The organism is Clostridium sp. D43t1_170807_H7, assembly GCF_015555905.1.
Classification (GTDB): domain Bacteria; phylum Bacillota; class Clostridia; order Clostridiales; family Clostridiaceae; genus Clostridium.
The window spans coordinates 1-13177 of record NZ_JADNLK010000041.1 but is presented as its reverse complement, the minus strand read 5'-3'; the positions used below and the strand labels follow the sequence as shown (position 1 = coordinate 13177).

At 28.8% G+C, this 13177-nt stretch carries 13 protein-coding genes, 2 tRNA genes and 1 riboswitch; of the genes, 4 read left to right on the top strand and 11 right to left on the bottom strand.

Annotated features, from left to right (window positions below; translation table 11 throughout):
* The 6 genes from I2E98_RS15055 to I2E98_RS16370 form a co-directional block, all read right to left on the bottom strand.
* The coding region (locus I2E98_RS15055) for a mannose-1-phosphate guanylyltransferase (protein WP_195469695.1) at positions 1-677 on the bottom strand (677 nt) is incomplete at its 3' end.
* Positions 678-746: 69 nt separating this feature from the next.
* Positions 747-2123, bottom strand: a complete 1377-nt coding sequence (locus I2E98_RS15050; protein ID WP_195469694.1) for an aldehyde dehydrogenase — start codon at positions 2121-2123, stop codon at positions 747-749.
* 28 nt (positions 2124-2151) lie between these two features.
* Positions 2152-2880 (bottom strand): DUF3298 and DUF4163 domain-containing protein, encoded by a 729-nt coding sequence (locus I2E98_RS15045; RefSeq protein WP_195469693.1) that lies wholly within the window; start codon positions 2878-2880, stop codon positions 2152-2154.
* A 372-nt stretch (positions 2881-3252) separates the two neighbouring features.
* Positions 3253-4035, bottom strand: a complete 783-nt coding sequence (gene rluF, locus I2E98_RS15040; protein WP_195469692.1) for a 23S rRNA pseudouridine(2604) synthase RluF — start codon at positions 4033-4035, stop codon at positions 3253-3255.
* 67 nt (positions 4036-4102) lie between these two features.
* A complete protein-coding gene (locus I2E98_RS15035; protein WP_195469691.1) occupies positions 4103-5095 on the bottom strand; it encodes an anti-sigma factor domain-containing protein in 993 nt (330 codons plus the stop codon).
* A 14-nt stretch (positions 5096-5109) separates the two neighbouring features.
* A complete protein-coding gene (locus tag I2E98_RS16370) occupies positions 5110-5700 on the bottom strand; it encodes a class D sortase (protein ID WP_195469690.1) in 591 nt (196 codons plus the stop codon).
* A gap of 397 nt (positions 5701-6097) precedes the next feature.
* Here I2E98_RS16370 and ispF point away from each other — a divergent pair, with 397 nt between their 5' ends.
* Complete coding sequence (gene ispF, locus I2E98_RS15025; protein ID WP_195469689.1) at positions 6098-6568, top strand: 2-C-methyl-D-erythritol 2,4-cyclodiphosphate synthase; 471 nt, start codon at positions 6098-6100, stop codon at positions 6566-6568.
* 160 nt (positions 6569-6728) lie between these two features.
* Here the strand turns inward: ispF and I2E98_RS15020 are convergent, their stop codons facing one another.
* The gene (locus I2E98_RS15020) at positions 6729-8042 is read right to left on the bottom strand and encodes a Na+/H+ antiporter NhaC family protein (RefSeq protein WP_195469688.1); all 1314 of its coding nucleotides are present in this window, start codon (positions 8040-8042) and stop codon (positions 6729-6731) included.
* Positions 8043-8127: 85 nt separating this feature from the next.
* A riboswitch (SAM riboswitch) is annotated at positions 8128-8292 on the bottom strand.
* Positions 8293-8503: 211 nt separating this feature from the next.
* Here I2E98_RS15020 and I2E98_RS15015 point away from each other — a divergent pair.
* Both I2E98_RS15015 and I2E98_RS15010 read left to right on the top strand, forming a co-directional pair.
* Complete coding sequence (locus I2E98_RS15015; RefSeq protein WP_195469687.1) at positions 8504-9541, top strand: IS1595 family transposase; 1038 nt, start codon at positions 8504-8506, stop codon at positions 9539-9541.
* A gap of 28 nt (positions 9542-9569) precedes the next feature.
* Positions 9570-10502 carry a DUF4097 family beta strand repeat-containing protein gene (locus I2E98_RS15010; protein ID WP_195469686.1) on the top strand — a complete coding sequence of 311 codons (933 nt, stop codon included), beginning with the start codon at positions 9570-9572 and terminating at the stop codon, positions 10500-10502.
* A gap of 129 nt (positions 10503-10631) precedes the next feature.
* Here the strand turns inward: I2E98_RS15010 and I2E98_RS15005 are convergent.
* From I2E98_RS15005 to I2E98_RS14995, 3 genes are all read right to left on the bottom strand, one after another.
* Positions 10632-10707: transfer RNA gene (locus I2E98_RS15005), tRNA-Lys, on the bottom strand.
* A gap of 9 nt (positions 10708-10716) precedes the next feature.
* Positions 10717-10790 (bottom strand) — tRNA-Gly (locus tag I2E98_RS15000).
* 53 nt (positions 10791-10843) lie between these two features.
* The gene (locus tag I2E98_RS14995) at positions 10844-11518 is read right to left on the bottom strand and encodes a hypothetical protein (RefSeq protein WP_195469685.1); all 675 of its coding nucleotides are present in this window, start codon (positions 11516-11518) and stop codon (positions 10844-10846) included.
* 160 nt (positions 11519-11678) lie between these two features.
* On the opposite strand from I2E98_RS14995, the gene I2E98_RS14990 reads away from it, so the two are divergent.
* Entirely contained in the window at positions 11679-12080 is a 402-nt protein-coding gene (locus I2E98_RS14990; RefSeq protein ID WP_195469684.1) for an HNH endonuclease signature motif containing protein, read from the top strand.
* Between the two features lie 83 nt (positions 12081-12163).
* Here I2E98_RS14990 and I2E98_RS14985 read toward each other — a convergent pair whose 3' ends face one another.
* Positions 12164-12943, bottom strand: coding sequence for a polysaccharide deacetylase family protein (locus I2E98_RS14985; protein WP_195469683.1), 780 nt, complete (start codon positions 12941-12943; stop codon positions 12164-12166).
* Between the last annotated feature and the right edge of the window lie 234 nt (positions 12944-13177).

Genomic DNA, 13177 nt, shown 5'->3' with positions numbered 1-13177 from the left:
TGTTGATATATATTCATTAATGACTTATACATCTTAGGCAAATACTTTTCAATTTCTCTTAATATAACATCTGCTCTAAAAACAAACATACCTGAATTCCATAGATAAGTCCCTTTTAATAAAAAATCCTTAGCTACTTCAATATTAGGTTTTTCAGTAAACCTTGCTATTTTATATGCTTGAGATGTAGAAGCTATTCTTTCTCCCATTTCAATATATCCATAACCAGTTTCAGGTCTAGTTGGAGTAATACCTATTGTAACTATCCCTCTACGTCTATTAGCTATCTCAATAGCTTCTGATAGTGTATCTAAATAATCCTTTTGCCCATCAATGTGATGATCAGAAGGTAAAACTACCATTACAGCATCATTATCTTTTTTTAATAACTTAATAGCTGATAATCCTATACAAGTAGCAGTTTCTTTATTTGCTGGTTCAGTAAATATATTTTCAGAATTAACATCTGATAACTCATCTCTTATTTTTTCTAAATAATCCTTGTTAGTTACCACATAAATATTGTCCTTCTTAATTAAAGGAGTAATTCTTTCAACTGTATTTACTAAAAAGCTTTTATTATTAATAACCTTTAAAAATTGCTTAGGTTGATTTGCTCTTGATAAAGGATATAGCCTTGTACCTTTTCCTCCAGCTAAAATTAGCGCGTATATCACAAAATTCCACTCCACGTAGTACTATGATTTATTATATGAGTGCCTTTTGCCAATTGTGAAATCATAATGTTATTTCATTATTTTCTTTAAAATATTTATTTTTTCTTTATAAGGTGCAAATCTTACATTAAATTCTACAAATGTTCCCCTCTCCATTACTGACCTTTTATGAGTAAATGCATCAAAACTAGCCTTACCATGATAACTACCCATACCACTATTTCCTACTCCACCAAAAGGTAAATTCCCATTAGCAACATGAATTACAGTATCATTTATAGTTACCCCTCCAGATGTAGTACATCTTAAAACATTCTTTATACTTTTTTTATTTTCAGAAAAATAATATAATGCTAAAGGCTTTTCTCTCTTATTAATAAAACTTATTATATCTTGTATATTATCAAATTCTATTACTGGTAATATAGGTCCAAATATCTCTTCAGTCATAACATTAGAATCAACATCTACATTAGTAAGAATTGTTGGCTCCATATACAATTCAGTAATATCAAAATTACCTCCATAATATATTTCTCCATCATTAAGATATTCTTTTAATCTATTTAATGAAGCAGTATTAATTACTCTAGAATAATCAGGGCTATTTTTAACTTCTGTTCCAAACTGTTTATGTATTTCTTCAACAATTAACTTTAATAATTTATCTTTAACACTACTATGAACACATAAATAATCTGGTGCTACACATGTTTGACCTACATTCAAGAATTTTCCCCAAACTATTCTTTTAGCTGCAAGTTCTAATTTTGCATCTTTATCAACTATACAAGGACTCTTTCCCCCTAATTCTAATGTTACAGGTACTAAATTTTTAGCCGCCTTCTCCATAACTATTTTTCCCACTCTAATACTACCAGTAAAGAATATATAATCAAATGGAAGATCTAATAGATATGATACTACTTCTTTACCCTCTAATGGGCTAACCACCTTCAAGTATTCTTCTTGAAAGTTTTCATTAATCATTTCTTCTAATAATATTGAAGTATTCTTTGTATTTTCTGATGGTTTTATTATTGCTGTATTACCAGCAGAAATAGCTCCAACCAATGGAGCTATAACTAATTGAAATGGGTAATTAAAAGGCCCTATAATTAATGTTACTCCATACGGTTCCTTATATATGTAGCTTTTAGCAGGGTAATATACTATAGGTGATTTTGTTTTTTCTATTTTTGACCATCTTTTTATATTTTTTATATGTTTATTAATCTCATCATATACAAGTCCTACTTCAGTTGCATAACTCTCAAAATTAGATTTTCCTAAATCTTTCTTCAATGCATCTAAAATTTTATCTTCATTTTTTTTGATTACTTGTTTTAGTCTTTTCAAATTATCTATTCTAAAATTGATATCATTTGTTTTACCTAAATAAAAGAATTCTTTTTGTTTATTAAATACCGATTTTATATCACTCATTTATTAACCTCTTATTTGAAAGTTTTTATTATATTTTACCATATTTCAAATTTCCTTCAAAAAGATTATTAGAAATAATAAATTCTGATATTCCTGCTGCATATGGTGCTATTTCATATAATCCAAAATAAATTACAACTTTATTATTTTTTATATAAAAATTTTGATTATCCCCTATTCCATTAAATCCATCCTTACCTGTAAAATATCTATCTGGATCTTTACTTATTTGTCTGCTTATTTCTTTATTAATTATATCCTTATAATTATAGTTATCTTTGAAGATATCTTTTAGTTGCATCTCATTACCACTTGATTTTTCTATATTATAAGCAATTCTATTTGTTATACCATGAGCTCCACCTGAAAATTGATAGTAATCTATATAAAAACTAATAATATCTGAATTGTTAGTAACCTTATATCTAGCATACAATTGATATGGCATTAATGGTGATGGCTTATCTTTAAAGTATTCATCTGCGATCTGCTTAACTTCATTAATCCAATTTTCTGTCCACTTTATAACCTTATCATTAACTATATCTTCTTGCTTTTTATTACTTATACCATTTATTTGTGGAACAACTACATTAATGTCTAAATAATTATTTTTTGATTTATATATTTTATCCACAATATTTACATTAGAATTATCTTCATTTAATTCACTAGTTTTCAACATAGCCTGTGGATAACTTCCAATACTTATCAACAACATTAATACTACTAAAAACCATATTTTTAGCCACTTCATGAAATGCCCCTCCTCTATATTCGCTAAATTTTATACTTATTTTATTATTATCTACAATAAACCTAATAATTATTAAATTATATATCAACATTTTTTTAACAAGTTATCCACAGGCGTTTGTGGATTATGTGTGTAACCTCTAGTTTTTGTTAATTTTATAAATTTATTTCATATTTAAACTTTATTTCATATTGATTTTATCCACAGCCTATATATAGTATTAATAAAATATCCATAATCTAAACATTAAATATAAAAAAACAAAAAAAATAAACCATAATATAATAATAAAAATAAAATTTTATTATTATATTATGGTTAAAATCATCTAAGTTAAATTTTATTGAATTGCCTTTAACACTATTTTAAATATTATTGTTCATCTACTTCTTTTGTTTTTCCTGAAGTTGATATTAAATTATTTAAGCCCTTTAGCTCTTTATAAGTTAAATCTCTCCATTCACCAATTCTCAATTCACCTAAATTTATATTCATTATTCTAATTCTTTTTAGTTTTACAACTTCATATCCTAAAGATTCGCACATTCTTCTTATTTGTCTATTTAAGCCTTGAGTTAATATTATTCTGAATGTGTTATTACCTTCTTTCTTAACATAACACTTTTTAGTAACCTGCCCTAAAATTTTAATTCCATTACTCATTCTTTTTACAAACTCTTCATTAATAGGCTTATTAACAGTTACTATATATTCTTTTTCATGATTATTTCCAGCTCTTAATATTTTATTAACTATATCTCCATCGTTAGTCATTAATATTAACCCTTGAGAATCTTTATCTAATCTTCCTATTGGAAATATTCTTTTTTTATGATTTACAAAATCAACGATATTTCCCTTTACTTTATGCTCTGTTGTACAAGTAATTCCTACAGGTTTATTTAATACTATGTAAACTAAATCTTCATCCTTTGATATTAGCTTTCCATTTACTTTAACCTTTTGACCTTTTGATACCTTAGTTCCCATTGTAGCCTTAACTCCATCAATAGTAACTAATCCATTTTCTATTAACTTATCTGCCTCTCTTCTTGAACAAAAGCCTGATTCACTTATATATTTATTTAATCTAACCGTATCTCCTCTATCATTATGAACAATTACATTTTTCTTTTTTATAGACCTTTGTTGCATATTTACCTTCCTTTGTTTTTCTTAATTTTAAATTAGAAATTAAACTTTTAACAAATTCATATTCTACTTAATTTAATTTATGTTCAGATCCAGCATTATTAAATCTTACTTTTAAATCTTTTCTATAAATAAAATCTGCGGTTTCATCTAAACTATTATGTTTTAAAGCTTTCCCAGTAATTGTTACAACTATTCCTGAACTCTTTACCATTTCATTTTCACTAGCATATTCTATTATCTTACATATAGCTTCATCAATATTCTTATCTAATACACTTGTTTCTGAAATTAATATTTTTCCCTTTTCAGTAGATGAACTAATATTTAAAACCCTATTAAATCCGTTTACTTCTAATTTAATTGCTGAAGTAGTTTCTACTACTACTGTACTAACAACATTGTTATATTTATATATTATAGACAAAACAAAAATTAATGCAAAAATAGATATAATAGATACATATAATTTATAATCTTTTAAACTCTTTTTTTCTATAGATTTTATTTCTTCTCCTTTAAAACAAGGTTCTTTCAATTTAAGTTTTTTAAACTCACCTAAAGATGTCATTACAATAGCATTTTTTTTGTTATTTTCAAAAACTATTCCATCAATACTCAGCTTTTCTTCATATTCAATTATATCTTTTCCTAAATCCTCATCTGTGTTTTCAACTATTTGAATATAATCTTGTAAGTTTTTATATTGTGGATTTCCTAATATTAAAGTATATGCAATTATATACTCTCTATATTTTTTTATATATTTTGAAGTTGTTCTAGTTGCCATGCATACCGCACTTACAGGAATATCTTCTTGTTTTATAAATTCATCATATAATTCACTATTAGTAGTTATGAACATTGCTATATTTAGCAATTCATTTCTTATTGAATAACTTACATTATCTTTAATTAAATCTTTTACTAAAACTTTATATTTTAGTAGTTCTGAATTAAACATTATTATCTGCTGATTTCTCAATTCCATTATTTCATCACTAATTAATATTAATGATTTTATTGAAGAAAATCTGTATTTATTCTTATGAAACTTGTCCATTTGCCCTCCAACCATTACAAATCTTCTCTTCCTATTAATTTTCCTGTTACTACTACCCTTCTTTTAGAGCCTATAGTACATGTTATTAAAGTCATTTTTTCATAATCTGCATCATCTAAAACTTCAACTTGGTCAGGATCTACTATGAAACTATTATCCACTTCATAAGTAAATCTTCCCTCCTTAGTTGTAACGATAACTTCATCTCCAACTTTAACTTTATATAGATTTATAAATGCATCTGTAAAATCCGAAACTCTATGTCCAGCTACAGCGAAATTTCCTACTTCCCCAGGCATTGCTGACTCTGGAAATCTTCCTAAAAAGTATTTAATTACATCTTCAGTAATTCCATCAACAACCGGTTGTTTTAACTTAATTGACGGTATTTCCATTATAGCTACTGGGGTATACCCATTTATTGCTTCTAAACTTACTGGCTCACTACTTTCTTCATTCTTTGCTTCTGCAAGCTGACTTTCAAAAACTTCTAATAATTGATTTTGCTTATGCGACGTTACTATCTTTTTATAAGCAACAGTACCTATTATTCCAACACCTATAAGGATTAAAGCGACACCAAATATTCTTCTAAACTTTCCCACTTATTCCACCCCTAAAAATAATATTATTTTCCTATTTTTGTACATATATAATTTTTTATACATATATTATAACATAAAGCATTAAAAAAACATTAATACATTTTAATGTACATTATATGGGGGAGTTTATGAAATATAATAAAGATAATGTGATTTACATCGATTTCATATTCAAAAGAAAAAAAATCAACTCAAAAACTGTTTTATTTTTCTATAAGCTTTACTCAAAGCTATTTACTATATTACCAGCTAGAATAAAGCTTTCTAAAAATAAAAAAACATCTTCATTTAACAATCGTAAAACTTCTAACTATTAATTATAAATATCCCATTTTTATTATATTCATAATTCATCTTTATGATAAAATATACTTAAAAAAATTGATGAGGTGATTTAATGAGAATAGGAATGGGATATGATGTACATAAATTAGTTGAAGAAAGGGATTTAATTCTGGGAGGAGTTAAAATTCCATATGAACTTGGTTTATTAGGTCATTCAGATGCTGATGTATTATTACATGCAATAATGGATTCTTTACTTGGTGCTGCTGCACTAGGAGATATAGGAAAACACTTTCCAGATACAGATCCTAAATATAAAGGAATTTCTAGTATTGAACTATTAAAACATGTGGGTAATCTTTTAACTGAACATAATTATAAAATCGGAAATATAGATGCAACAATAATTGCTCAAAGACCTAAAATGGCTCCACATATATCTAAAATGAGAGAAAATATTGCTTCTGCTCTAAATATATCAGTAAATCAAATAAATGTTAAAGCAACTACAGAGGAAGGCCTTGGTTTTACCGGAGAAGGTCTTGGGATTTCTTCTCAATCCATTTGTTTACTTTTTAATTAAGAAATTAACTTTTTAATTACGCTTTACTGCTTAAAAAAGTTAAGAGTTGCTTTCAGCAACATTAAGAACCTTACGGCCAGTTAAGAAAATTTTAATTGCTCGATTTATCAAACCCTTAATTCCTTAACTTCTTAATGTTGCCAACGGCAACTCTTAATTTCTAAACTACTTTGTTTTCTTTAACTACAACATTTTTATTCTTTTTTCTATGATACCAAACAATTGCAATAACAGCTGAAATACCCATTAAATATGGATAGAATAAATATTTCATTATTGCAAAAGGTGAAAGAGCTGCTAACCCAGCTGCTGATATAAGCTGTGCTCCATATGGTATAACCCCTTGAAATACACATGAGAACATATCCATAATACCTGCAACTCTCTTAGGTTCAAGCCCTACCTCATCTGATATATCTTTAGCTATAGGTCCTACTGTAACTATTGCAACCGTATTATTTGCTGTACAAATATCTACTAAACTTACTAAAGCAGCAATTCCAAGCTCTGCTCCCATCTTACTCTTAAAGCCTCTTAAGCCTTTATTTATTATAAAGTCTATTCCACCATTATATTTTATTATTTCTATAGTACCTGCAATTAAAATTGATATTATTATAAGTTCACTCATTCCACTAATACCATCTGCTATTGCTGCAAAGAAACCTAATAAATCAAAGCTTCCCCCAACAAACCCTATAATTCCTGCTATTACTATTCCACCTAATAAAACTACAATAACATTTAAACCAACTAATGCACCAACTATAACAGCTATATAAGGCACTATCTTTATTAAGCTATAATCTAAGGCTTCAACAGTAGTTACCGATCCATTTTTTGTTATTAATACAAATATAAATGCTGTAATAATTGCTGCTGGTAATACTATTTTAAAGTTCATTTTGAACTTGTCCTTCATTTCACATCCTTGAGTTCTAGTTGCTGCAATAGTTGTATCAGAAATCATTGATAAGTTATCACCAAACATTGCTCCACAAACTACTGACGCAACAGCAACTGCTGTAAGTATTCCTGTTTTTTCAGCAACACCAACTGCAATTGGTACTAACGCCACTATTGTTCCCATTGATGTTCCAACTGATAATGATATAAAACAAGCAATTATAAATATACCTGCAATCATTATATTACTTGGAAGTATAGATAAACCTAAATTTACAGTTGAATCAACTGCTCCCATTGATTTTGCAACTTGTGCAAAGGCTCCTGCCAATATAAATATTAATACCATCAAAATAATATTACTATTTCCTGCCCCCTTACAGAACATCTCTATTTTTTCTTCAAACTTTACTTTTCTATTCATTATTAACGCCACTAACGCTGACGCTAAAAATGGAACTATTACTGAAACTGCATAAAAATCCTTAGCTAATAAAGCTGATGCTACATAAACAATTACAAATACAAGTAACGGTAATAACGCCCATCCGTTTCCTCTTTTGTTCATTACTAATTCCTCCTATAATAATTATTCTTAATAAAAAAAGCTTCCGAGAAACTCAGAAGCATAATTATCAAAATTACATATATTTCTCTCATCTATCAGGATTTAGCACCACATTCTAGTAGTAACAAGTTACAGATTCTAAGTAACAAGTTAAAATTTAACGACTTGTCACTTATTACTTGTCCCCTTGTCACTTATGACAGGTTGCCGGGCTTCATAGGGCCAGTCCCTCCACCACTCTTGATAAGCTAATTTTTCAATTTTCATAAATAAGATTAACAAATTAATAAATTAATGTCAACTAAAAAAATTTTCCTATAATATTTGTATAGAAAAATTTCTTTTTTATCAAATTTATAATTTATTAATTTATTTATAAGGCTATGTCACACTAAATGGTTGATTTTTTTTGTAAAAATATGCGATAATAATAGTAGATGAAAACATAGGAGTTGATTTCAATGTCTGCTATTAAAGATATTTTAGATAAAATCGATAAGTTAAGCCCCGCCGATCAAGAGCGTCTTAAAACAATCCTTTTTAGCAAAACTTTTACAAAATCCATAAGTATCGAAGAGTTTGTTACAAAAGAAAGGTTTGCTAATGGTCGCGTTTGCCCTGTTTGTGGTGCTACTCACGTTGTTCGCAACGGCAAAAGAAAAGACGGTACTCAAAAGTATATCTGTAAAGATTGTGGCAAATCGTTTGTTATTACAACCAATTCCATCGTGTCTGGAACACGTAAAGACCTTAACGTATGGATTAAGTACGTTGATTGCATGCTGAACGGCTTTTCCGTTCGCAAAGCTGCAGAAGAATGTGGTATTCATAGAAATACAGCATTTGCTTGGCGACACAAGATTTTGGATGCCCTTCAAAACATGGCTAACGATGTAATCCTTGATGGCATTGTCGAGGCTGATGAAACCTTTTTCACTATATCTTATAAAGGCAACCATAAAAAGAGCAAGAAGTTTACAATGCCTCGCGAGCCGCACAAAAGAGGCAATTCAACGCATGTACGTGGTTTGTCGAGCGAGAAGGTTTGCGTACCTTGTGCGGTAAATAGAAGCGGTATGTCAATTGCCAAAGTTTCTAATACGGGAAGAGTATCGACCAAGGATCTCCACGAGATTTATGATGGTCGCATAGATCCGTCCGCAACGCTTGTAACCGATAAAATGAACTCTTACGTACGTTTTTCTAATGCAAACGGTATTGAGTTAGTGCAGTTAAAGACGGGCAAAGCCAAGAAAGGCATTTATAATATTCAACACATAAATAGCTATCATAGCCAACTCAAACGCTTTATGAAGAGTTTTAACGGCGTATCTACAAAGTATCTGAACAACTACCTTATTTGGCACAACTTTGTTAACTACGCCAAGGAAAGTGACGTTGAGAAGCGTGCTATCTTATTAAGCTATGTGTTAACTGCATTAAAAACAGATCGGAACAGCAGTTTATCAGATCGTCCTGCTCTTCCGTTAGTTGCATAAACTTGAATTTATCAAAAGGAGAAATATAATGAGCCGAAAAACTTTATCTATATTACTTTTGCTTATTATTTTTTGTATGATGATATTAACAATGACAGTCTGCTCTTCAATGAACTATGAAACCAATATCCATGAAATCAATGAAGAATTCAACAACATATCTATAAAAACAGATACAGCGGATATTGCTTTTGTTCCGTCTAATGACGGAATGTGTAGAGTGGTTTGCTATGAAGATGCAAAGAAAAACCATTCCGTTGAAGTCCAAAACGGTACTCTTACACTTGATGGTGTTAACAATAAAAAATGGTATGACTATATCGGAATTAATATCGACCCACCAAAAATAACAGTTTATCTTCCCGAAGCAGAATATTCCTCGCTTATCATAGAAGAAAGCACAGGTGACATCGATATATTGAGGGATTTTAAATTTAAGAGTATCGACGTTTCCCTTAGTACAGGTGATGTTAAGTGTTATGCGTCTGCTGCAGAGGCTATTAAAATAGCAGCAAGTACCGGTGACATTTGTGCGGAAAGTATATCAGCAAGCTCGCTTGATATTACAGTATCCACAGGCAAAGTGACTGTTTCGGATATGACGTGTGACGGCAACATAACAATCGGTGTGTCAACAGGAAAAACTTATCTTACCGATATTGTGTGCAAAAATCTTATTTCAACGGGAAGAACCGGCGATATATCACTAAAAAATGTTATTTCCACAGAAAAGATCTCTGTTGAAAGAAGCACGGGTGACGTAACGCTTGACAGCTCGGATGCAGCAGAGCTTTTTATAACGACAAGTACCGGTGATGTTGAAGGCAGTTTGCTTACCGATAAAGTATTTATCACAAAAACCGATACAGGTCGCATCAATGTCACGAATTCCATTACCGGAGGAAGATGCGAAATTACCACTGAGACGGGAGATATTAAAATCTCGATTTCAGATGACTGACAAATTTCAATATGTCGAGTAGAGGAGAGAAAATACTCTCCTCTACAAAAAGTGCTAAAAATCAGTCATATTAAGTGACAGAGCCATTTATAATAAAAAAAGGAAGTAATTAAAGTTACTTCCTTTTTATGGTGCGCCATCACGGGTTCGAACCGGGGACACCCTGATTAAGAGTCAGGTGCTCTACCAACTGAGCTAATAGCGCATAAAATAATGGAGCGGGTAGTGGGAATCGAACCCACCTTTCCAGCTTGGAAGGCTGGAGTATTACCGATATACGATACCCGCTTGCTCTTGACAGTAATAATTATAATATATATTAATTACACTGTCAAGTTTTTTTATATTACTTCTGTAAGATTTTTTTGTAGTATTCTTCTGAATTGTTCTCCTGATTTTTTATTAGTAGTAGCTTTTTTACACATCTCTAACCAAGTTGTTGTATCCTCATTAGTTTTCTCTTTAAGTTCATCTTCGCTACTTGACATATAACTTGATTCTAAAACAAACTTTCCTAGTTCTTCTGGTTTTTCAAAAATTTTTAAATATAAAAATTCACTACTATCTCCATACCAAGTTCTATTAAAATCTCTTACAAATTTCTTTAGTTCTAAAATTAATTTATTTTTTGGTAAATCCCAGCACTTTTTAATCATAATAACATGATTTCTCATCTTTTCTGCTTCTTCTTTGGTGATTTTATTATTTCTTTCTCCATCACTTATTACTTGCTCTACAGATTTTATAGGAATTGTTGATACAGATCCATTTTTAGAGTTAATCCATATATAAAAAGCTTCCGGTAAAAAGGAATATTGAATATATCCTATTAAAGCTTTAACATCTGGTAAATACCCCCAAATATTATTTAATCCATTTTCTCTGCAAAAAATCAATGTGTGGATATAAAGGCTCTTATCTGTCGGCAGTTTATTCATAAGCATATGTCCTCTAATAGTTCTATTTTCACTAATTAGTTCTTTCCAATAATCAAAAGAATTATAATTTTGCCTCATATTATCACCTTTCTTCATAATTTTTAATATAATATACTATATATTAATACTAACACTTTATACCAAAACTAATCAATAGTAAGGGCTTAAAGTTACGTAAATTTGATATTTTGCACAATTTAGATTATAATATAATAAAAGGATTAAAGGGGGCAATCCATTGTACAATTGTGAGATATGTGGCGATAAAGCGGATATTCATCATATAATTCATAGAAGTGAAGGTGGTTTTGATATTGAGATAAACTACAAGTATTTATGTGCTTTGCATCATAGAGGCAAAAACGGTCCACATCAAAATCAGTTTGTTGATCTTCAATATAAAATTGATATGCAAACCAAATTGTACAGCATTCTGCCAAAAGAATATTATTCTCCAAAAGAAATATCTCAAATTTTAGGTATTCATAATAATTCTTTAAAAAGGTTATTGAGAAATCTTAAAAGATATAAAGAAGGATACAAAAAAGAGGATATAATCTTTACTTTAATGGGTTGTGTCAGATATACTGTAGATACTTTAGAAGAGCTAGCTTTAGATTTATTAATAGATGCTCTTTAATATTAAATTCTGAAATTATAGTAGTATGTAATAAGATTTCTTATTCTACTACTTTTTTTATATTATAAATTCACCTTTTATATCTAAGATAATAACTTTTTAAATTTATCTATGCTCATCGGATCAATTTCAATTCTTTTTAACTTATATCTATTACTTTTAAAAGATATTTTTCCTTTGTGTATAGTTACTGCTGCTTTTATATTAAGTTCATTTGCTATATTTATCACTTTATTACTATACCATCCAAAAGGATAAGCTAAGTAATCTCCACTTGCACCAATATTATCTCTTAAAAATTCTTGTGCACTCTTTATTTCATTATAAATATTTTCTCTTGATAATAAACTTAATCTTACATGATCTACAGTATGATTTTCTATTTCCATACCTGTATTTTGCATTTCTTTTAACATATCAGATGACATATAATAACCATTATCAACAAAGGTTGTTATTATAAAAAAAGTAGCTTTTATATTGTTTTCCTTTAAAATTGGAAATGCATTTTCATAATTATCTATATATCCATCATCAAAAGTTATAACTACTGGATTTTCTGGAATTGAATCATTTTCTAAAGCTATCATTGCCTCATCTAAAGTTAATGTATTAAAATCATTCTCCTTTAACCATAACATCTGTTCTTTAAACATATTTATTGGTAAAACCATCTTATTTTTAGGGTCATTATCATTTATGGAATGATACATAAGTATTGGAATCTTTATATTTTTATTATTATAATTTTTATTTTCTTTAATAGATACTATTTCAAATTTATCATTGTTGCTTTGACATATAAAAAATATACCTAAAAATATCATTATAAATATAATACTTGTTAATAAGATTCTCTTCATCCTATGCTAAAGCTCCTTCTATGTTTAAATTCTTATTTTTATCAAGCTTTAATACTTTATAATGTTATTTTAACTATTTTAAATTTTATTATAATGGATTATTTATATTACTTTATATTATTTAAAAATTTATTTTATTAATACAATATTTTAAGAAAATAAATATCCACCAGCTAAGCTGGTGGTTTTTCATGAGCCCTATAAGGGCAAATTACTAGCTTGCGTCTTAAGACG

Coding starts and splice junctions, on each gene's coding strand:
- I2E98_RS15050 (WP_195469694.1), bottom strand. CDS start 2,123: ATGAGTGATATAAAATCGGTATTTAATAAACAAAAAGAATTCTTTTAT.
- I2E98_RS15045 (WP_195469693.1), bottom strand. CDS start 2,880: ATGAAGTGGCTAAAAATATGGTTTTTAGTAGTATTAATGTTGTTGATA.
- rluF (WP_195469692.1), bottom strand. CDS start 4,035: ATGCAACAAAGGTCTATAAAAAAGAAAAATGTAATTGTTCATAATGAT.
- I2E98_RS15035 (WP_195469691.1), bottom strand. CDS start 5,095: ATGGACAAGTTTCATAAGAATAAATACAGATTTTCTTCAATAAAATCA.
- ispF (WP_195469689.1), top strand. CDS start 6,098: ATGAGAATAGGAATGGGATATGATGTACATAAATTAGTTGAAGAAAGG.
- I2E98_RS15020 (WP_195469688.1), bottom strand. CDS start 8,042: ATGAACAAAAGAGGAAACGGATGGGCGTTATTACCGTTACTTGTATTT.
- I2E98_RS15015 (WP_195469687.1), top strand. CDS start 8,504: ATGTCTGCTATTAAAGATATTTTAGATAAAATCGATAAGTTAAGCCCC.
- I2E98_RS15010 (WP_195469686.1), top strand. CDS start 9,570: ATGAGCCGAAAAACTTTATCTATATTACTTTTGCTTATTATTTTTTGT.
- I2E98_RS14995 (WP_195469685.1), bottom strand. CDS start 11,518: ATGAGGCAAAATTATAATTCTTTTGATTATTGGAAAGAACTAATTAGT.
- I2E98_RS14985 (WP_195469683.1), bottom strand. CDS start 12,943: ATGAAGAGAATCTTATTAACAAGTATTATATTTATAATGATATTTTTA.